Source organism: Micromonospora sp. NPDC047730 (assembly GCF_043204765.1).
GTDB lineage: Bacteria > Actinomycetota > Actinomycetes > Mycobacteriales > Micromonosporaceae > Micromonospora.
Window position 1 is genome coordinate 18334 of record NZ_JBIDCU010000011.1, and the last position, 20584, is coordinate 38917.

Consider the following 20584-nt stretch of genomic DNA (forward strand, 5'->3'; position numbering starts at 1 on the left):
TCGACACTCCACGTACCCCGGCAGCACCGGTAATCCCAAAACGGACTTACGGGTACAGAGATCGCTCTAGGCTCCCAAGCAGGTTGTTTCCGTCTGCCTCGGGAGTCCGGGTGAGCGTTGAGAAGTTGGTCGTCATCGGCCAGGGGTACGTCGGCCTGCCACTGGCCATGCGGGCCGTCGAGGCCGGCCTGGACGTGATCGGCCTGGACGTCGACTCCGACCGGGTCAAGCGGCTCGCGTCGGGCGAGTCGTTCGTCGAGGACATCCCCGCCGACCGGCTGGGCCGGGCGCTGGCCAGCGGCCGGTACCACCCGAGCACCGAGTACGCCGACGCCGAGGGCTTCGACATCTGCGTGATCACGGTGCCCACGCCGCTGCGCGACGGCACGCCCGACCTCAGCTTCGTCGAGCAGGCCGGCATCGGCATCGGCCCGTACGTCCGGCCGGGCTGCGCGGTGGTGCTCGAGTCGACCACCTACCCCGGCACCACGGAGGAACTGCTGCGCCCGCTGCTGGAGTCGGCCAGCGGGCTGCGCAGTCCGGGCGACTTCCACCTCGGCTACAGCCCCGAGCGGATCGACCCGGGCAACCAGACGTGGCGGCTGGAGAACACCCCGAAGGTCGTCTCCGGGGTGGACGCGGACTCCCTCGCCCGGGTGGACGGGTTCTACCGGCGGATCGTGGAGCGGACCGTGCCGGTGGGCTCCACCCAGGTGGCCGAACTGACCAAGCTGATCGAGAACACCTTCCGCCAGGTCAACATCGCCCTGATCAACGAGCTGACCATGCTCTCCCACCACCTGGACATCGACGTCTGGCAGGCGATCGAGGCGGCCGAGACGAAGCCGTTCGGATTCATGCCGTTCCGGCCGGGCCCCGGCGTCGGCGGGCACTGCCTGCCGATCGACCCGTGCTACCTGTCATGGCAGGTCAAGCGGCGCCTCGGGCGGCAGTTCCGGTTCATCGAGCTGGCCAACGACGTCAACCACGAGATGCCCGAACACGTGGCGCAGCGGATCATGGGCGGGCTGAACCGGACCGGCCGCACGATCAGCGGGGCCCGGCTGCTGCTGCTCGGGCTGGCGTACAAGAAGAACACCGGCGACATGCGCGACTCCCCCGCGATCGACGTGGCCCGCCGCCTACAGGCGCTCGGCGCGGACGTGCGGGCGGTGGAGCCGTACGCCGAGCCGCACCACATCCCCGGCGGGGTCCTCGTGGTGGAGCTGACCGAGCGGGAGATCCGGGCGGCGGACGCGGTGGTGGTGGTCACCGACCACGACGTCTTCGACTACGACCTGGTCGTCCGGCACGCCCGGTACGTCTTCGACTCCCGCAACCGGTGCTCCGGGCCGGTGGTGGAGCACCTCTAGACCCGGCACCGCTGGCCGGTCCCGCCACCCGGGCGGGCGACGGGACCGGCCGGCGGATGTCACTGGTCGCCGAGCGCCTCGACCACCGGCCGGGCCAGCGCCCGGCGGGCCGGCAGCACCGAGGCCGCCAGGGCGGCCACCACGGCGACCCCGAGGATCAGCCCGAGCTGCCCCAGCGGCAGCACCACGGCGAAGTCCCCGCTGATCCGGGCCAGCAGGGCCATCGCGGCCGCGCTGACGCCGGTGCCGAGGCCCACCCCGAGCAGCGCGCCGACCAGCGCCATCAGCACCGCCTCGACGGCCAGCACGGCCCGCATCCGGCCCCGGGTCAGGCCCACCGCCCGCAGCACGGCGTTCTCCCGGGTCCGCTCCACGACCGACAGGCTCAGCGTGTTCGCCACCCCGACCAGCGCGATCACCACGGCCAGGCCGAGCAGCGCGGTGACGAACGCGAGCAGCATGTCGACCGTGCTGGTGAGCATCTTCTTGTACGCCCCCTGGTCCATCAGGTTGGCCGTCGGGTAGCGGGCGACCACCGCCTCGATGGCGGCCCGGGCCTGGTCGGCGGTGACGCCGTCGGCGGGGTCGATCTCGGCCAGGTAACCCCGCTCGGCGGGGAAGAGCGCGGTGAAGTCGGCGTCCACCACGTCGATCACGTGACCGGCCGGGACGGAGCTGCCGGCCAGGACCGGCCCGTCGTCGGTGACGACCGCGGCCACCCGGAACGACCGGCCCCGCACGGTGACGGTGGAGTCGGTCGTCCAGCCCCGCGCCTCCGCCAACTCCCGGTGCACCAGCACCGACCCGGGCGCGAGCCGGTCGACGTCGCCCGCCACGACCCCGGTCAGCGTCCGGCCGACCAGGGCGGGATGGGCGGCCCGGACCTCGACGTCGGCGGTGACGGCGCTGCGCTGCTCGTGCACCACCGCCAGCTCGGGCCGGGCGCGCAGCTCGCCGACGAGCGGCGCGGGCAGGTCGCCGCCGATCCCGGTGACCAGCCAGTCGACCCCGATCTCGGCGTCCACGCTGCGCTCGATGCCGTCCTTGGTGCTGCGCGCGCCCACCACGAACGCCGACACCAGCCCGATGCCGATGACCAGGGCGGTCGCGGTCGCCGCGATGCGGCGCGGGTTGCGCACGGCGTTGGCCACGGCCAGGCCGGCGGTGGCGCCGAACAGCTTCCGGGCGGGCCAGCCCAGCACCCGCACCAGCGCCGGGACGAGCACCGGCCCGAACAGCACGATGCCGAAGAAGGTCAGCACCCCGCCGAGCGCCACCAGCACCACCTGGACCGCGGACGCGGCCGCCACCAACGCGGCGATGCCGGCGACGAAGACCAGCGCACCGACGGCGAGCCGGAGCCGGCCGGCACCGCGGGCGGGCTGGACCGCCGCGTCGGTGAGCGCGGCGACCGGCGGCACCCGGGTGCCCCGCCACGCGGGCAGCAGGGCGGCGCCGACCGTGATCGCGGTGCCCAGCAGCAGGCTGAGCAGCACGGTCGGGGCGGTGAGGGTGAGCCCGCCGGAGACCGGCGCGTCCACCCTCGTCATGAGCTGGTTCATGCCGCCGGCCAGGGCGACGCCCAGCAGCACGCCGGCCGCGGAGGCGGCGGCGCCGATCACGGCGGACTCCAGCAGCGCCGCCCGGAACAGCTGCCCCCGGGTCGCGCCGACGAGCCGCAGCAGCGCCGTGCGCCGGGTCCGCTGGGCGAGCACGATGGCGAAGGTGTTGGCGATGACGAACCCGGCGACCACCACCGCGACCCCGGCGAAGGTCAGCAGCACCATGTTGAACTGCCGCAGGTCGCGGACCGCGTCCTCGACCGCGTCGTCGAGGATGCGCTGGCGCGTCTTGACGGTCGCGCCGGCTCCGGCCGCCTCGGCGGCCCGGTCGGCCAGCGCCGCGTCGGTCACGCCCGGGTCGGCGGCCACCATGATCCGGTCGTAGCCCCGCTGCCCGGTCACGGCCATGGCGTCCGCACCGACCAGACCGATGAACGGGCCGCCGACGTCGCGGGGGGTGCCGGCCACGTCGACCGTGCCGACCAGGGTGTACGGGCGGGCCTCTCCCCCGCTGCCGCCGACGCGTACCGGCCCGCCGAGGGTGAAGCCCTCCTCGGCCACGGTGGGCGCGTCCAGCACCACCTCGCCGGGGCGGTCGGGCAGCCGCCCGGCCACCACGTCGTACGAGCGCAGCGCCGGGTCGACGGGGACCGCCGCGAGGACGGCGTAGCCGAGCACGGGGCGGTCGTCGGCGCCGACGATCCCGCCGGAGCCGAGCAGTTCCCCCTCGGCGGCGGCGACCCCGTCGAGCGCGCGCACCCGGTCGACCAGCGCGGTCGGCAGCGGGTCCTTGGTGGCGGAGTAGACGGCGAGGTCGGTGTGCCGATCGAACGTCCCGGCCCGGTCGTACGCTCCCGCGCGCATTCCGTCGACGAAGATCAGCGTGCCGGCGATGAAGGCGACGCCGAGCACGATGGCCAGCGAGGAGAGCAGCAGGCGCAGCGCCTCGGCGCGGAGCTGGCGCAGGGTCAGCCGGATCACCGGGCCACCGCCTCGCGGCCGGCGGCCGGCACGCGCGCCGAGTCGAGGCCGGCGAGGGTGTCGAGCACCCGCTCGGCGGTCGGCGCGGTGAGGTCCCGCACCGGCCGGCCGTCAGCCAGGAAGAGCACCCGGTCGGCGTGCGCGGCGGCCGTCGGGTCGTGGGTGACCATGATCACGGTCTGGCCGAGGGTGTCGACGGCCTCGCGGAGCAGGCGCAGCACCTCCGCGCCCGAGCGCGAGTCCAGGTTGCCGGTCGGCTCGTCGGCGAAGATCACCCACGGCTTGGTGATCAGCGCCCGGGCGACCGCCACCCGCTGCTGCTGCCCGCCGGAGAGCTCTGCCGGCCGGTGACCGAGCCGGTCGGCGAGCCCCACCGCGGCGACGACCTGGCGCAACCAGGCCCGCTCCGGCCGGCGGCCGGCGATCGCCAGCGGCAGCACGATGTTCTCCTCGGCGGTCAGCGCCGGCAGCAGGTTGAACTTCTGGAACACGAAGCCGACCCGGTCGCGGCGCAGCAGGGTGAGCCGCTTGTCGTCGAGCCGGGAGAGATCGGCGTCGCCGATGCGTACGCTGCCCGCGGTGGGACGGTCCAGGCCGGCGAGGCAGTGCATCAGGGTGGACTTGCCGGAGCCGGACGGGCCCATGATGGCGGTGAACCGGCCGGCGGCGAAGTCGACGTCGACGCCGTCGAGGGCGACGACGGCGGCCTGGCCGGCCCCGTACCGCTTGGACAGGCCGCGGGCGGAGACCGCGACGCCGGCGGTGGCGTGCGCGGGAGGTGCGACGGACACGTGGAGCTCCCCGTGGAGATCGTGACTGGGACGTCTCCGACGCTATGGGCGCGGCGGCCCGCGGGCGTCCACCCACGCGCTCGACCCCGCTGCGACCCTGGGCGGCCCCGACGGGGCGGACCCGTACGACCTGGGTCGTACGCCGACTCAGCCGCCCGGGGTGACCAGGCCGCTCTCGTACGCCAGCACCACCGCCTGCACCCGGTCGCGGAGCTGGAGCTTGGCCAGGATCCGCCCGACGTGCGTCTTCACGGTCGCCTCGGCGACGTGCACCCGGGCGGCGATCTCGGCGTTGGAGAGCCCCTGCGCCACCAGCAGCAGGATCTCCCGTTCCCGTTCGGTGAGCTGGGCGAGGCGCGGGTCCTCGGCCGGGCCCGGGCCGAGCCTGCCGGCGAAGCGGTCGAGCAGCCGGCGGGTGATGGACGGGGCGACCACGGAGTCGCCCTGGGCGACCACCCGGATGGCGGCGAGCAGCTCCTCCGGCGGGACGTTCTTGAGCAGGAAGCCGCTGGCGCCGGCCTGGAGCGCGGCGAAGGCGTCCGCCTCGGTGTCGAAGGTGGTGAGCACGAGCACCCGGGGCGAACCGGCAGGACGGTCCCGGCAGATCCGGCGCGTCGCCTCCACCCCGTCCATGGTCGGCATCCGGACGTCCATCACCACCACGTCGGCCTCGACCCGGGCCAGCACCCGCAGCGCGTCGGCGCCGTCGATCGCCTCGCCGACGACCTCCAGGTCGGGCTGGGAGTCCAGCACCATCCGGAAGCCGGCGCGGACCAGCGCCTGGTCGTCCACGATCACCACGCGGACCGTCATGCCGCCACCACCTCCGTCGTCCCGGACGTCGACGGTAGCGGCAGCCGCGCCTCGACCTGCCAGCCCCCGGCCAGCCGCGGACCGGCGGTGAGGCTGCCGTCGTACACGCTCACCCGCTCGCGCATGCCGACCAGGCCGTGCCCGCCGGACGGGGCCGGGCTGACCGGGGGGCGGCCGCGCCCGTCGTCGAGCACCCGGACCACCACGGCGTCGCGGGCATGGTCGAGGGTGACCTCGACGCCGGCACCGACCCCGGCGTGCTTGAGCGCGTTGGTCAGCCCCTCCTGCACCACCCGGTAGAGGGTCAGCTCCAGGCCGGCCGGCAGCGGCACGGGCTCCCCGGTGACCGTGTGGCGTACCCGCAGGCCGGCGGCGCGGAACCGGTCGAGCAGGGCGGGCAGCTCGGTCAGCGCCAGCCGGCGGTGCTCCGGGTCGGCGACCAGCCCCGCGCCGCCGGGCTCGGCCGCCGCGCCCGGGTCGGCCGCCGCGTCGGGCGGGCTCGGCTCCCGCAGTACGCCGACCAGCCGGCGCATCTCCTCCAGCGCCTGGCGCCCGGTGTCGGCGACCACCTTCACCGCGTTCCTGGCGGTCTCCGGGTCGCGGTCGAGCATGAACCGCGCCCCGTCGGCCTGCACGATCATGACCGCCATGCTGTGCGCCACCACGTCGTGCAGCTCCCGGGCGATGCGGGTGCGCTCCCCGGCGACGGCGGCGCGCGCCTCCGCCTCGCGTTCCCGCTCCAGGGTGGCGGCCCGCTCCTCGAGGCTGAGCACGTAGAGCCGGCGGGTCCGCACGTTGAGCGCGACCAGCCAGACCGCCCCGGTGACCAGCCCGATATAGATCGCGGTCGCCCACCAGGCGACGGTGCTCTCGGTCTGGATGGCGGCGAGGACCACCCCGACGGCGGCGGTGATCCCGGCGAGGATGCCGTCACGGAGCCGGTCGGCGTACTTCACGACGCTGTAGAGGGCGACCAGCACCGCGACGTCGAAGGCCAGTGGGCCCCAGCCGGCGAACACCTGGACCAGCGCGAGCACCGCCACGACGGCGGCGACCGCCGACGGGTGGGACCGGCGGAACAGCAACGCCACCGCCATCGCGGCGCCGACGAGGGCGGCCTGCCACCCACCGGGCTGGTTCACCAGGCCGGCGAGGCCGAAGAGCACCACCAGGCCGGCGACGAAGACGTCGAAGGCGACGCTGCGCAGCGGGCGGCCGAAGATCGTGCGGTTCACGGTCACCCAGCGTACGTGCCGCCGCCCACGGGTCACCGCGCGCCCGGCGGGACCACCCAGCCGCGTCAGGGGGCCAGCACGTCGCGCATCCGGTCGATCTCGACGGCCTGCTCGGTGGCGACGGAGTTGGCGAACTCCGACAGGGTGAGGTCGGCGCCGACCTTGAGCAGGTCGGTGGCCATCTGGACCGCGCCCTGGTGGTGCTCGGTCATCATCCTGACGAAGAGCCGGTCGAACTCGGCGCCCCGGGCCGCCGCGAGCTGGCGCATCGCCTCGGGCGACTGCATGCCCCGCATCGTCCCGTGGTCGTGCCCCGGCACGTCCGGGGAGAGCCCGCGGGTCTGCAGCCAGCCCCGCATCATGCCGATCTCCGGGCCCTGGCTGGCCCGGATCCGCTCGGCGAGGGCGCGTAGATCCGGGTCGGCGACGCGGTCCGGGGCCAGCGCGGCCATCTCCAGGGCCTGGGCGTGGTGCGGGATCATCATCCGGACGAACCAGACGTCCATGGAGTTGTGCCGGGACGTGGGGGCGGCGTCGCGCAGTTCCTCGGCGGGACGGACCGCGGCGGTCTCCCCCGGTCGGCCCGGCACGATCACGGCGGGCCGGGCCGGGTCGACGGGCGCCGACGCCGAGGCGGGGGCGGCAACCGGCTGCGCGGAGGGCGCGGTCGAGTCGTCGCCGGACCGGGACAGGACGACGGCCACCACCGACACCACGAACACGGATGTGACGACGGCCAGGATCCGTGCGCGTCGGTTGGTCATGGGCCACTCCCCCGCTAGAGGTCACGGCGATCGTATCCATTGACGGAGACACCAACATGTGACCCAAGTCACATCGACGCACCTCATCGGACGGTAAGGTGTCGACAATCGTCACCCCCTTGCGAAGGGCCTCGCCGATGATCACACTTCGCACGCCGCGGGCCCGGCGGCTCACCACCGTGAGCCTGGCCGCGGCCGGCCTCCTCCTCGCCAGCGTCGCCACCGCCCCACCGGGGAATGCCGGGGTCGCGGCACCCTCCGGCACGGTGGACACCACCTACACCATCCCCGGCGTCGACGAGATCGTCAGCAGCCCCAACCTTCGGCAGGTCGCCAACCTGCCGAAGCAGGCCCCGCTGGACGCCACGAACAGCGACCTCGCCTTCCAGGGCCGCTACGCCTTCGCCGGCAACTACAACGGGTTCGTCGTCTACGACATCTCCCGGCCGACCGCGCCGACGGTCGTGTCGCAGGTCTACTGCCCCGGATCGCAGAACGACATCTCCGTCCACGGCGACCTGCTCTTCCTCTCCACCGACGCGCCCCGCAGCGACGACTCCTGCAACAGCACCGGATCGTCGGCGACGGTCAAGGAGTCCTGGGAGGGCATCAAGATCTTCGACATCAGCGACAAGGCCAACCCGCGTTACATCAAGGCGGTCGAGACGGCCTGCGGCTCGCACACGCACACCCTCGTGCCGGGCACGGACCGCAAGACGGTCTACCTGTACGTCTCGTCGTACAGCCCGCGGGCGGAGTTCCCGGACTGCCAGCCGCCGCACGACTCCATCTCCATCGTCAAGGTGCCGCTGAAGAAGCCCACCGACGCGGCGGTCGTGGCCACGCCGAACCTCTTCCCGGACGGCGGCTACGAGGGCCGCCCGGGCGGGTCGGCGACCACCGGCTGCCACGACATCACCGCGTACCCGGAGAAGAACCTGGCCGCCGGCGCCTGCATGGGTGACGGCATCCTGATGGACATCTCGGACCGGGAGGCTCCGCGGGTCATCAACCAGGTCCGCGACACGGTCAACTTCGCGTTCTGGCACTCGGCCACGTTCAACAACTCCGGCACCAAGGTGATCTTCACCGACGAGTTGGGCGGCGGCGGCGCGGCCACCTGCAACGAGGCCATCGGTCCCAACCGGGGCGCCGACGCCATCTACGACATCACCGGTAGCGGCGACGCCCGGACGATGATCTTCCGCAGCTACTTCAAGATCCCCCGGCCCAACGCGGACACCGAGACCTGCGTGGCACACAACGGCTCGCTGATCCCGGTGCTCGGGCGCGACATCATGGTCCAGGCGTGGTACCAGGGCGGCATCTCGGTCTTCGACTTCACCGACTCGGCCAACCCGCAGGAGATCGCGTTCTGGGAGCGGGGCCCGCTGTCGACCGAGCGGCTGACCGGCGGGGGTTCCTGGTCCGCGTACTACTACAACGGCTACATCTACTCCAACGACATGCAGAAGGGCTTCGACGTCCTGAAGCTGACCGACTGGCGGACCTGGACGGCGAACCTCGTCCGGTACCGCGAGCTGAACGTGCAGACCCAGCCCAGCTACCTGGGCTGGTAGTCGCACAGCGCGCCGACGGGCCCGGCCCCCACCTCGGGGGCCGGGCCCGCCCGCGTTCCGGGTGCAGCCAGTTCCCTCGCCGGGGACGTGCGGAAGCTCAGCTCACCGGGAGCTGGTAACGCCGCTCACCGCCGCCGGTCGCGGTGGTCAGCCGGACCTCGCCGCTGCGCAGGCCGTACGTCACCGACCAGCGGGTGTGCGACTGGCGTACGTCGTTGAGGATCTCGAACGCCGCCGGGGCGTCCGCCGTGCCGCCCGTCCGGCCGAGGGCCGCGGCGATCACGCCGTAGCGGTGGTCGGCCCGGCGACGCTGCTCGTCCACCCCGACGACCGGCACGTTGGTCAGCGCCCGCCAGTCGCCCCGACCCTTCTCGACCGACATCTTCCCGTTGACGAACTCGACCACGGCCGACGCCCCGGTCGCGTCGGCGAGCAGGTAGTGCAGCGGCGGCCCGTCGGTGAAGTCGAGGTTGTAGCGCCCGAACACGGCCACCGCCTCGTCCACCGTGGCCGCATGGTCGAGCACCAGACGCTGGATGCGAACCGACCCGACGGTGGCCTTGCCCGGGTCGGCGACGGCCCGCGCGCCGTCGTCGGCGGCCAGCCCGATTGCCAGCCCCCGCTCGTTCATCCCGTCGAAGGGCAGCAGCGGCGCGTTGAGCAGCCGCCGGTCGCCGGTCGGGTCGGGGCCCACCCCGAGGTAGGACATGTCCACCACGGAGATCGAGGCGTACCCGTCCGGAGGATCGGTGCGCAGCACCAGCGCCGGGTTGGCGTCCCAGTCGAAGTTGCGGGCGAACAACGGCCGGGCCGGGTCGCCGGTGGCGGCGAAGAGGGAGCAGCCGAACGCCTTCGCCGGGCGCGCGTCGGTGCCGACCGTCGCGTCGTACGCCCCGACGTAGGTCATCTCGTACATCGGAAGGTCGTTGACCTTCCGCAGGCTGGCCAGGGTCTTCTCGACCTCGCCCGGCTCCTGCCGGGAGGCGCTGGGCGTGCCGGCGGGCGTCGGTGCTCCCGGCGACGCCGGCGGACCGGGCTCCGCGCTGGAACAGGCGGTCACGGCGAGCAGCAGGGCGACACCGGCGCCCAGGAGAGTCCTCCGCATATCCTCTGGACGCTAGGGCAGGAATCGAGGGTTGTCCACCGCCCGATCGGTCGCCCCGGCGCGGCACCGGCGACCCGGACGGTCAGCCGGCGGGAATCCGGTCGAGCTGCTCCCGGATCGCCTCGTCGGTCAGTGCCGGGCGGCCGCCCGGGTGGCCGACGGTGGCGCCGGCGGCCGCCACGGCGTGACGGGCGACCCGGTCGCGGGGCTCGCCGCGCAGCAGACCGACGGTCAGCGCGGCGACGAACGCGTCCCCGGCGCCGGTGCTGTCCACCGTGGGTGTCCGGCTCAGCGGCAGGAACAGCTCGCCGTCCGGCCAGACGAACGCGTTGCCCTCCCCCGCCACCTCGATCGCCAGCAGGGACGGGCCGCGCCGCAGCAGCTTGCGCCCGGCGGCGAGCCCACCCTCGGCGTCCCGCGGCGCGTCGCCGGTGATCAGCTCGACCTCCTGCGCGTCGGCCCGCAGCACGTCGGCGAGGGCGAGCAACTCGTCGGCGTCGGCCGGGTCGGTCGGGGCGCCGTCGAGCACGACCAGCCGGCCGGCCTCCCGGGCGGTCCGGGCCGCGACCAGGGCGGCCCGCGCCGGCTGTTGCAGCTGCACCAGGACGGCCCGCGCGGCGCGCAGCGCGTCGGCCGCCCCGGCCACGTCCTCGGGGGTGAGCAGGGTGGCCCCAGGCAGGTCCTCCAGGTAGCGCCAGTGGGCCTCGGCGTCGACCACGTCGACGATGAGCCCGGAACGGGTGCCGGGCCGGCGCAGCACCCGCGCGACGTCGATCCCGTCGGCCCGCGCCTGCGCCAGCAGCCGCTCCCCCACCTCGTCGTCGCCGACCACGGCGAGCAGCCCGACCGACGCGCCGAGCTGGGCGAGCCCGACGGCCTGGTTGGCCCCCTTGCCGCCGAGCAGCTCGCGTCGGCGCCGCACGAGGGCGCTGCCGCCGGCCTCCGGCACCTCGTCGACCAGCAGCACGAGGTCCCGCGCCACCTGCCCGACCACCACCACGTCCAGTTCCGTCATGGCTCGGGTTCTACCCCGGGCCGGGCGGCGCAGTCCTCGGCTCGCGCCCGCCCGGCCCGACCGTCGGTGCCGTGGCCCCGGAGGGGCCTTGTGGACGGTCCGACGCACCCCTGCGCTTCGCATTCGGCAAGGGCCACGAGGGCCGCCGGCCGTGTACGTGGCTGCACCTGTTCCGTCAACCCGGCAGCGGGGCCTCGTCACCCCGGTTACGGCGCGGGCCGACCAGCCGGCGCACCATCGGCGCGGCGTTCCACTTCGCCGCGCCCACCAGGTCCCGGGCGTGCTCCAGCACCGTGTAGTCGGGCCGGGCCCGGCCGGCCGCGAGCGCCCGGTCGAGATCGTTGCCGCAGCGGGTGAGCACGCTGTCGAAGTCGCGGCGGACCGGTTCCAGCAGGTGGTAGCCGAACGACCGGTGCAGTCGGGCGAAGAGCGGCTTGTACAGCCGGGCCCGCTCGTGCAGGCCGGACGAGTACGACATCGGGTTCTTCGGCCGGCGCCGGACGTAGTCGGGCAGCAGGTCGGCGAAGGCCCGCCGGACGATCCACTTCTCCTGCCCCTCGCGCATCTTCAGCCCGATCGGCAGCCGCATCGCCAGCTCCACCACACTCAGGTCGAGGAACGGCACGCGGGCCTCCACCCCGTACCCCATGCTGGCCCGGTCGACACGCTGCAACTCCGTACGGCAGAGGTTGCGGATCTTGTGCAGGAAGAGCCGGCGGGACGCCTCGGGGTCGACCTCGTGGTACATCGGGTAGCCGCCGAACAGCTCGTCCGAGCCGTCCCCGGTCAGCACCACCTTCACGCCCAGCTCGCGCAGCCGGCGGAAGAGCGGCACGGAGACCACCGCGTTGATGATGTCGCCGTACTCGGTCAGCTCGGAGATCCTGATGGCCTCCCGGACGTCGGCCAGCCGGATGTCGCGCGGGCGCAGCTCGACCACCTCGTGCGGCACCCCCAGGTCCCGCGCCAACCGCCGCGCGTACGCCACGTCGGGGCTGTCCGGCACCCCGACGGTGACCGCGACGCAGTCAGGGTGCATCTCGCGCACGTGCAGCAGGACCAGCGAGCTGTCCAGCCCGCCGGAGAGCACCACCCCGACGGCGAGGTCGGTGTCGACCCGCGTCCGGATGCTGTCGGTGAGGACGGCACGGACGAGCAGGGCGGCCTCGTCCGGGTCGTCCACCACCGACAGCCCGTCACCGAGGGTGAGCAGGTCGACGTACGCGCGCAGCCGGACCTGCCCGTCGGGCTCGGCCCAGCCGTGGTGCCCGGGCGGCACCTCGCCGATCGGGACGCCGTGCCCGACCAGCGCCTTCACCTCGCTGGCGACGTGCAGGCAGCCGGGGGTCCGGGCCCAGTACAGGGGCTTCACGCCGAGCGGGTCCCGGACCAGCCAGGCGCGGCCCGTGGCCCGTTCCACGACGGCGAAGGCGTACTCGCCGCGCAGCCGGGTGACCATGCCCTCGCCCCACTGCAGGAACGCGGCGAGCACGACCTCCGTGTCGCTGGCGCTGCGGAATCGGTGCCCGAGCCGAACCAGCTCCGCGCGCAGCTCGTGGTGGTTGAAGACCTCGCCGTTGTAGCAGAGCAGCCACCGCTCGTCGACGGAGGTCCACGGCTGCACGGCGCGCTCCCGGTCCACCACCTTCAGCCGTCGGGTGCCGGCGAGCAGGCCGTTCTCGTAGCGGGCCTCGGTGACCTCGCCGCGGGGTGCCAGGGTGGCGAGCATCCGCCGGAAGATCGCCGGGTCGGCCTCGGGGCCGAGGCTCAACGCGATGCCGCACATCGACTCAAACCCCCATCTCGGCTTCGTACGCCCGGCGCAGCCGCCGGCCGCTGGCGGGCGCGAGGCACAGGTGCCACGCCTGCCCCTCGTCGACCACGTTGACCTCGCCGGCCCGCTGCCGGGCCAGCAGCAGCTCGGCGAGGGTGTCCCGGACGCCGAAGCGGTCGAACCAGGCCAGCTCGACGTCGACCGCCCAGCCCATGCAGTGGCCGCTGGGGACCATGGCGGCGTACCCGAGGCGGCGCAGCCGGTGCTGGTGCTCGGCGCTGCGGACCAGGCTGGTCACCCACAGCGGCGGGGTGGCGGGCGGGGTGTTGGCGGCGAACTCCCGGCCGATGTCGTTGAGCAGCGCCACGACCTCCCGGCGGGCCCGCCGGAAGCGCAGCCCGGCGGTGCGCGGCGTGGCGTCGGGCCGCAGCCGGCGCCGGGCCGCCCGCATCCCGCGTCCGAACAGCGTCTTCGGCTGCTCGGTGTAGCAGAAGCGGAGCAGGTCGCGGCGGCGCAGCCACTCCAGGTCGACCAGGTCGGGGCTGGCGTCGACCTGGGCGTCGGTGAGGAAGGTCGGCGCGTCGCGCCACCACATCACGTCGACCCGGGAGAGCAGGTAGATGCGGACCAGTGCGGTGAGGTCGGCGGCGGAGCTGCGCGGATTGGGCTGGTAGCGGGCCATCTCCAGCAGCAGCGTCTCGCGGGCACCCACGAGCCCCTGGGGGGTGGCGTCGAGCACCGCCGCGATCGCGGGTTCGCGCAGCCGGTCGTCGATCAGCACCTGCCGCGCCGCCGTGCAGGACGCCCCGGCCAGGGCGCCCACCTCGACCAGCAGGTCGGCGACGGCCGCCCGGTAGGCGTCGAGGTCCGGCGGGGCGGGGCGGGGCGGCGTGCCGGGCACCCGCCGGCGGGCGCGGGCTGCGGGTGTGACGGAGGGCCCGGGCTGCTGCCCCGGACTTCGGCTGGGCACTCGCATGGTCGGGTCCTCTCTCCCGTCACGACATCACTGTGTGCATCGCCCTACGCACAACGTAACCAGGCGCGACGGGATAAGTACGAACAATCCTCTTATCTCCTCCTAAGGGCCAGCTCCGGGGCGTGGGCGGGCACGAACGGCTACGGCCGGGACGCGCCGCTCAACCGCTGCACCTCGGCGTACGAGGGCGGTTCCCGGTCCGGCGCGGCGCCGGACCTGACGGCGTCCAGGACGTCCAGGGCGGCGCCGAGCGCGGCCCGGAACAGCAGCGAGCCCGTGCTCACCCGGGCCACGCCGATCGCCCGCAGCTCGTCGAGGGTGGGCCCGCCCGGGCGGTACAGCACGTTCAGCGGCAGGTCGATCCCCGCGACGAGGGCGCCGATGGTGTCGGCGTCCGGCGCCGCCGGCACGAAGATCCCGTCGGCGCCGGCATCCGCGTAGGCCCTGGCCCGGGCCAGGGTCGCCGGCAGCGGGTCGGGCATCCCCAGCCACCACGTGTCGGTGCGGGCGTTGACGAACAGGGCCGGCGCCGCGGCCTTGACGGCGGCCACCTTGGCCGCGGTCAGCGCCGGCGGGTCGAGGGTGCCGTCGGCCCGGCCGTCCTCGATGTTGATCCCGACCACCCCGAGGGCGGCCAGCTCGGCCGCCAGGTCGGCGACGGCCGCCGGGTCGTCGGCGCAGCCCGCCTCCATGTCGACGCTCAGCAGCACCGGAAGGCCGCGCAGCGCCCGGGCCAGCCGGAGGTTCTCCGCCCGGGTGGCCGCCGCCGCGTCCGGCAGCCCGGCGGCGGCGGCCACCCCGAGGCTCGTGGTGCCGACCGCCGGGTGTCCGCGCGCGGCGAACGCGGCGGCGCTGGCGTGGTCCCAGGCGTTGGGCAGCAGCAGCGGCCGGTCGGCGTGGTGCAGGGCGTGGAAGGCGGCACAGCGCTCGTTCATCGGGGTGCCGGGTGCGGGCGGGATGACGAGGTCGTCGACAGTCACCCCACGACGGTAGGACCGAAAGCATTCGGCGCCCGCCGAAACGTCGGCCACCCGGCGCGCGGTGCCACGCCTCCGGGCCGAGCGGCCAGGAGCCTGCTCCGGCCGACGCCGGGGCCGCGCGCCCGGTGGCGGCCTGATCGCGGCCGGATCGCGGCCGGATCGCGGCCGGATCGCGGATGCCCTGGCCCGCCTCTGCTCAGCAGGCCCAAAGGACACGCCGCGGATCGTGGCGGCCGGCTGACGCAAGGCGGGACGAACACGCAACGTGGCGGCCCGAGCCAACCGGCCACCGCTACCTCACGCCCTTTGCTCTGCACCCGCGGCCGCGCCAGCTACGGAAAGTCAACGAAGCTTGCCCGCTCAACCAGCACCGGACCAATGGATCGCCAGGTCAGTCCTGTGGTGCGTGGATGGGTGCAGAGCAAAGGGGCCAGGGTGAACCGGACGACTGGATCGCCGACCGCCACAGAGAGTGACATCCCTGATCCGTCACCGTCGGTAAGGAGATTGGCGGCGGACTTGCCCGCCGTCGGTCTCAGGGGTCGAATCCGAAGGCGCCGCCGGACGGGGCGGGGCATCGGCGGGACGCCGACCAATGGGCACGGACCCCTGGGGCCGCACGTTCCGGGGTTCAGCGCGAGTCGGGTCAGGCGCGAGTCGGGTCAGGCGCGGCCGCCGCCGGTATCCGGTGCGGCGGCGGGCGCGAGGTCGGCCGGGGCGAGGCCGAGCGCGGCGGCCAGCGCGGGACCGCCGGCCGCGGTAAGCCGGACGGCCCGGCCGCCGCCTCGGGTGAGCCAGCCCGCGTCGAGGAACCGGGTGCACAGCGCGGCGCCCAGCGCGCCGGCCAGATGCGGGCGGCGTTCGGTCCAGTCCAGGCAGTCGCGCAACAGGGGACGGCGGGCGGACCGCAGCGGCGCGACCGGCACCCCGAGCCCGTCCAGCCAGCCCAGCCCGGCCGGGGTCAGCGCCAGGCCGTCGGCGCCGTCGAGCAGCCCGCGGTCGAGCATCGTGTCGCGCAGCAGCACGCCGAGGCGGCCGGCGAGGTGGTCGTAGCAGGTGCGGGCGTACGCCAGGGCGGCGTCGGCGCGGGCGGCGCGCAGCGAGCGGACGGGCTGGGGCCGCGCCGGCGCGTGGCCGGCCAGGTCCTCGATCAGTTGGGCCACCGAGGGACCGGCGAGCCGGACGTAACGGTGCCGCCCCTGCCGCTCTTGGACCAGCAGCCCGCCGCTGACGAGGCGGGTGAGGTGATCGCTGACGGTGGAGGGCGCCACCCCGGCGAGCCGGGCCAGCTCGCCGGCCGCCCACGCCCGGCCGTCGAGCAGGGCCAGGCAGATGCGGGCCCGGGTGTCGTCGGCGAGCAGGGCGGCGAGCCGGGCCAGGGTCGGGCCGTCCGTGGCGGTGGTGGTCACGGAACCATGCTGGCACGGGCACGTTCCGGTGCCCACCGAAGTGTCGCCTTCCGCCTTTACAACGTTGTATCCAACGTTGTAGAAACGGACCCAGTGATCCAGGTCGACTTCTCCCCCACCCGAGGTAGGTCTGATGGGACATCTCCGCCGCGCCGGCGCGCTCGTCGCCGTCATCGGTCTGGCCCTGGCCGGAACGGCGTCCGCGCCGGCCGCCGCCGCGCCCGACCCCCGTTACCGCAACCCGGTCTCGGCCGGGTTCGCCGACACCTTCGCCGACCCGGTGGTCGTCCGTGGTGAGGACGGTTTCTGGTACGCGTACGGCACCACCGACCCGTTGCGCGAGGGCGAGGGGACCTTCCACCGGGTGCCCACCGCCCGCTCCGCCGACCTGGTCGACTGGAAGTACGTCGGGGACGCCTTCGGCGCCGACCAGCGCCCGGCGTACGCGGCGCCCGGCGCCGGCTTCTGGGCCCCCGACGTGCGCCGGGTCGGCGACCGCTGGGTCATGTACGTGACCGTCACCGACACCACCGTCTCCCCCGACGGCGGCGACTTCGCCGTCGGCGCGGCCACCGCGCCCACCCCGACCGGCCCGTGGACCTTCGCCGACGAGCCCGTGGTCGCGCCCCGCCCCGGCGGTGGCGGCGGCTGGCTGTGGACCATCGACCCGAGCCAGTTCACCGACGTCGACGGCCGGCACTACCTCTACTACGGCAGCTACTACGGCGGCATCTCGGTCACCGAACTCTCCCCCGACGGGCTGCGCGCCGTCGGCGCGCCGACGCCGGTCGCCATCGACAACAAGTTCGAGGGCAGCTACGTGCTGCGCCGCGACGGCTGGTACTACCTGTTCGCCTCCACCGCCAACTGCTGTGCCGGCCCGGCCACCGGCTACTCCGTCCACGTCGGCCGGTCGCGCAGCCCGCGCGGCCCGTTTGTCGACCGCGACGGCATCCCGCTGACCGCCTCCCGGGCCGGCGGCACCCCCGTGCTCGCCCAGAACGGCAACCGCTGGATCGGCACCGGTCACAACGGATTCCTGACCGACCTGTCCGGCCAGGACTGGATCGTCTACCACGCCATCGACCGGGCCGACCCGTACCTGGACGAGCCGTTCGGCATCAACGAGCGGCCGATGCTGCTGGACCGCCTCGACTGGATCGACGGCTGGCCGACCGTGAACGCCGGCGCCGGCCCGTCGGAGGGCGCCCGGCCCGCGCCGGTCACCACCGGCCGGGTGGACGAACGCTTCGACGCCGGCCTCGCCGGCTGGCGCGGCACCGCCGGGGACTGGCGGGTCTCCGGCGGCCGGCTCACCGGCAGCGGCACGCTGACCGGCCGTACGTCCGTCGGCGGGGACCTGCGCGCGGAGGCCGACCTGCGGCCCGCCGTCACCGGGGCGGCCGGGCTGACCCTCGGCGCCCGTGTCGCGGTGCGGGTGGACACCGCCGCCGGCAGGCTGGTCGCCCGGGACGGCGCCCGCACCGCGAGCGCGCCGCTGCCCGCCGGCTTCGACGCGGCGGCCGGGCACAACCTCGCCGTCGAGGTACGCGGCCGGCAGCTCACGGCCGAGCTGAGCCCGGCCCGGCTCGGGGACCAGGTGGCGGCGCTGTCGCTGCGGCTGGACGGGCCGGTCGTCGGCAGGATCGCGCTGACCGCCACCGGCGGGGACGCCGGGTTCGACAACGTCAGCGTCGCCCGGCTGCACCGGCCGGTGCGGCACGCCGCGCCCGAGCCCCGGGCCGGCGGCCTGCTGCCGGCGTTCTCCGACGAGTTCACCGACGGGCTCGACCCGGCGTGGCGGTGGGTCCGGCCGGACCCGGCGGCCACCGTGTCCGGCGGCGCGCTGCGCTGGCCGGTGCAGGGCGCCGACCTGACCGGCACCGGCAACAGCGCCGGCGTGCTGCTGCGCGACGCGCCGACGGGCGACTACGTGGTGGAGACGAAGGTGACGCTCGACCTCGGCGAGGAGACCGTGCGCAACTACCAGCAGGCCGGCCTGGTCGCCTACGTCGACGACGACCGCTTCGCCCGGTTGGCGCAGGTCGCCATCTGGAACACCCGCCAGGTCGAGTACGGCTACGAACTGCCCTTCGCCGGCCGGCCGGTCTACGGCGGCAACATCGTCGGCACCCCGGCGACCACCACCTGGCTGCGGCTGGCGCACCGGGTCGACCCGGCCACCGGCGAGCACGAGTTCCGGGCCGGCTCCAGCCGGGACGGGCGGAACTGGACGTGGGGCGGGGTGTGGGCCTTCCCGGCCGACACCGCCCCGCGGATCGGGCTGGTCGCCCACGGCGGCGCCGATCCGGCGCTCACCGCGCAGTTCGACTACGTGCGCTTCCACCGCTGAGCGGATCGGACCCCCTGCCGTCGAGGGGCGGCAGGGGGTCCGCCGGTCAGAGCCGCCAGGCTGGCGGGCGGCCGGTCAGAGCCAGCCGTTGTCCCGGGCCGTCCGCGCCGCCTCCGCCCGGCTCGTCGCACCGAGCTTCTGCACCGCCGCGGCGAGGTAGTTGCGGACCGTGCCGCTGGACAGGTGGGCCCGGCGGGCGACCACCGCTACCGGGGCGCCGTCCTCGGCCAGCCGCAGCGTGTCCAGCTCGCGCGGGGTCAGCGGGCACGGCGGGATGGTCAACGCGTCGGCGGCCAGCGCCGGGTCGACGTACCGGCCGCCGGCGTGCACCCGCCGGATCACGTCGGCGAGCGCCCCGCCGGGCGCGCCCTTGGGCAGGAACCCGCGGGCCCCGGCGGTGAGCGCGCGGGCCAGGTGTGCCGGCCGACCCTGGCCGGTGAGGATCACCACCGCGCAGGACGGCAGCACCCGGGCCAGCTCGGCGGCGACCTGGAAGCCGTCGGGGCCGGGCATCGCCAGGTCGACGACGGCCACGTCGGGGCGGTGCGCCAGGGCGGCGGTCACGGCGGCCCCGCCGTCGGCCGCCTGCGCCACCACCGTCAGGTCCTCCTCCAGGTCGAGCAGGGCGGCGAGGGCGGCCCGGATCAGCTCCTCGTCGTCGGCGAGCAGGACCCGGATCATGACGCCGTCGGGACGGTCGCCTCGACGGTGAAGACGCCGTCCTCCCGGTGCGTGCGCAGTTCCCCGCCGGCGGTGGCCAGCCGCTCGGCCAGCCCGCGCAGGCCGTGGCTGTGCCGGTCGGGCGCGCCGGCCGCGCCCGCGCCGTCGTTGGTCACCGTCATCCGCGCCACGTCCGCCTCCTGGTCGATCTCGATCCGGCACCAGCCGGCCCGGCTGTGCCGCAGCACGTTGGTGCCGGCCTCTCGCAGCACCGCCGCGAGCTGGGCGGCCGCCTCCGCCGGCAGCTCGCCGGCGGGCGGCACCACGGTGCACCGCACCCCGGAGGAGCGCAGCACCTGCCCGACTGCGGCGACCTGCTCGGCGAGGTCGACACGGCGGTAGCCGTGCACCGTGCGGCGCAGCTCGGTCAGTGCGGTGGCGGCCAGCCGCTGCGCCTCGGCCGCCTCCCGGCCGGCCCGCTCCGCGTCGGTGGCCGCGAGCCGGGCGGCGAGTTCGGCCTTCAGCGCGATGACGGTGAGGTGGTGCCCGAGCAGGTCGTGCACGTCGCCGGCGAAGCGCAGCCGCTCCTGCGCCGCCGCGAGGCTCGCCTGGGCGACCTGCCCTCGGTCGGCCTGCACCAGCAGCTCCCAGAACCACACCTGGAATCCGTTCACCGCGGCGATGCCGAGGCCGACGCCGCCGCTGATCGCCAGGGACCGACCCACGGGCGTCCCGGTCGCCGTCGCGACCGCCGCGGCGACCGGCAGGGTGGCGGCCGCCACGGGAACCACCATCCGCAACCGGGCGACCAGCGGCACCGCGCCGACGACCGCCGCGCCCAGCCAGGCCCAGGTGGGCCACGCTCCGGCGGCGACCGGCGCCACCAGCGGGACGCTCAGCACCGCCACGGCGGCGAACGCCACGCGGCACCGGCGGCGGACCCGGTCCGCCACGTCCGGTGTCACGGTCGCGTACAGGGCCACGGCCAGCACCGCGGCGACCGCGGCGAGCCCGACCGCACCGAGCGCCACCCGCAGGCCCGACGGCTCCCGGGCCAGCCCGATCGCGGGCAGGAACAGGCCGGAGGCCACCCCGGTGGCGAGGGACACCAGCGCACCGGTCCGGGCCCGGCGCAGGCGCCGGTCCGGTCCGGACACCGTCGGGTCGAACGCCACGGTCCGAATGGTAGGGCGTGGCGGCGGCCCACCGCCGT

Annotated in this window: 16 protein-coding genes; 3 read left to right on the forward strand and 13 right to left on the reverse strand. The window is 75.0% G+C overall.

All coding sequences use genetic code 11. The features are described from left to right. The first annotated feature begins 110 nt into the window (after positions 1 to 110). Complete coding sequence (locus tag ACGF5G_RS23430) at positions 111 to 1373, forward strand: nucleotide sugar dehydrogenase (RefSeq protein ID WP_393266107.1); 1263 nt, start codon at positions 111 to 113, stop codon at positions 1371 to 1373. A gap of 59 nt (positions 1374 to 1432) precedes the next feature. Here ACGF5G_RS23430 and ACGF5G_RS23435 read toward each other — a convergent pair whose 3' ends face one another. From ACGF5G_RS23435 to ACGF5G_RS23455, 5 genes are all read right to left on the reverse strand, one after another. After that, positions 1433 to 3916: an ABC transporter permease gene (locus tag ACGF5G_RS23435; RefSeq protein ID WP_393266110.1), complete on the reverse strand. Its 2484-nt coding sequence runs from the start codon at positions 3914 to 3916 to the stop codon at positions 1433 to 1435. Further along, on the reverse strand, positions 3913 to 4707 hold the full coding sequence (locus ACGF5G_RS23440) for an ABC transporter ATP-binding protein (protein WP_350707619.1): 795 nt from the start codon (positions 4705 to 4707) through the stop codon (positions 3913 to 3915). The genes ACGF5G_RS23435 and ACGF5G_RS23440 overlap by 4 nt, the downstream gene beginning before the upstream one ends. Positions 4708 to 4854: 147 nt before the next feature. Beyond that, complete coding sequence (locus ACGF5G_RS23445) at positions 4855 to 5520, reverse strand: response regulator (protein ID WP_393266112.1); 666 nt, start codon at positions 5518 to 5520, stop codon at positions 4855 to 4857. Then, complete coding sequence (locus ACGF5G_RS23450; RefSeq protein ID WP_393266114.1) at positions 5517 to 6761, reverse strand: sensor histidine kinase; 1245 nt, start codon at positions 6759 to 6761, stop codon at positions 5517 to 5519. The genes ACGF5G_RS23445 and ACGF5G_RS23450 overlap by 4 nt, the downstream gene beginning before the upstream one ends. A gap of 59 nt (positions 6762 to 6820) precedes the next feature. Continuing rightward, on the reverse strand, positions 6821 to 7519 hold the full coding sequence (locus tag ACGF5G_RS23455; RefSeq protein WP_393266117.1) for a DUF305 domain-containing protein: 699 nt from the start codon (positions 7517 to 7519) through the stop codon (positions 6821 to 6823). Positions 7520 to 7656: 137 nt separating this feature from the next. Here ACGF5G_RS23455 and ACGF5G_RS23460 point away from each other — a divergent pair, with 137 nt between their 5' ends. Beyond that, a complete protein-coding gene (locus ACGF5G_RS23460) occupies positions 7657 to 9099 on the forward strand; it encodes an LVIVD repeat-containing protein (protein ID WP_393266119.1) in 1443 nt (480 codons plus the stop codon). A gap of 97 nt (positions 9100 to 9196) precedes the next feature. Here the strand turns inward: ACGF5G_RS23460 and ACGF5G_RS23465 are convergent, their stop codons facing one another. The 6 genes from ACGF5G_RS23465 to ACGF5G_RS23490 form a co-directional block, all read right to left on the reverse strand. Then, on the reverse strand, positions 9197 to 10204 hold the full coding sequence (locus tag ACGF5G_RS23465) for a linear amide C-N hydrolase (RefSeq protein ID WP_393266122.1): 1008 nt from the start codon (positions 10202 to 10204) through the stop codon (positions 9197 to 9199). An 82-nt stretch (positions 10205 to 10286) separates the two neighbouring features. Next, complete coding sequence (locus ACGF5G_RS23470; RefSeq protein WP_393266125.1) at positions 10287 to 11219, reverse strand: PfkB family carbohydrate kinase; 933 nt, start codon at positions 11217 to 11219, stop codon at positions 10287 to 10289. Between the two features lie 175 nt (positions 11220 to 11394). Continuing rightward, a complete protein-coding gene (locus tag ACGF5G_RS23475; RefSeq protein ID WP_393266127.1) occupies positions 11395 to 13005 on the reverse strand; it encodes an asparagine synthetase B family protein in 1611 nt (536 codons plus the stop codon). Positions 13006 to 13009: 4 nt separating this feature from the next. Continuing rightward, positions 13010 to 13969: a DUF5715 family protein gene (locus ACGF5G_RS23480; RefSeq protein WP_393266130.1), complete on the reverse strand. Its 960-nt coding sequence runs from the start codon at positions 13967 to 13969 to the stop codon at positions 13010 to 13012. Between the two features lie 140 nt (positions 13970 to 14109). After that, a complete protein-coding gene (locus ACGF5G_RS23485) occupies positions 14110 to 14949 on the reverse strand; it encodes an isocitrate lyase/phosphoenolpyruvate mutase family protein (protein WP_393266133.1) in 840 nt (279 codons plus the stop codon). Between the two features lie 662 nt (positions 14950 to 15611). Then, complete coding sequence (locus ACGF5G_RS23490) at positions 15612 to 16358, reverse strand: ArsR/SmtB family transcription factor (RefSeq protein WP_393266136.1); 747 nt, start codon at positions 16356 to 16358, stop codon at positions 15612 to 15614. Positions 16359 to 16491: 133 nt separating this feature from the next. Here ACGF5G_RS23490 and ACGF5G_RS23495 point away from each other — a divergent pair, with 133 nt between their 5' ends. Next, positions 16492 to 18711, forward strand: a complete 2220-nt coding sequence (locus ACGF5G_RS23495; protein WP_393266138.1) for a family 43 glycosylhydrolase — start codon at positions 16492 to 16494, stop codon at positions 18709 to 18711. A gap of 75 nt (positions 18712 to 18786) precedes the next feature. On the opposite strand, the gene ACGF5G_RS23500 is transcribed toward ACGF5G_RS23495, so the two are convergent. Then, positions 18787 to 19392, reverse strand: coding sequence for a response regulator transcription factor (locus ACGF5G_RS23500; RefSeq protein WP_350681505.1), 606 nt, complete (start codon positions 19390 to 19392; stop codon positions 18787 to 18789). Further along, positions 19389 to 20546 carry a sensor histidine kinase gene (locus ACGF5G_RS23505; protein WP_393266140.1) on the reverse strand — a complete coding sequence of 386 codons (1158 nt, stop codon included), beginning with the start codon at positions 20544 to 20546 and terminating at the stop codon, positions 19389 to 19391. Before ACGF5G_RS23505 ends, ACGF5G_RS23500 begins: the two co-directional genes overlap by 4 nt. Between the last annotated feature and the right edge of the window lie 38 nt (positions 20547 to 20584).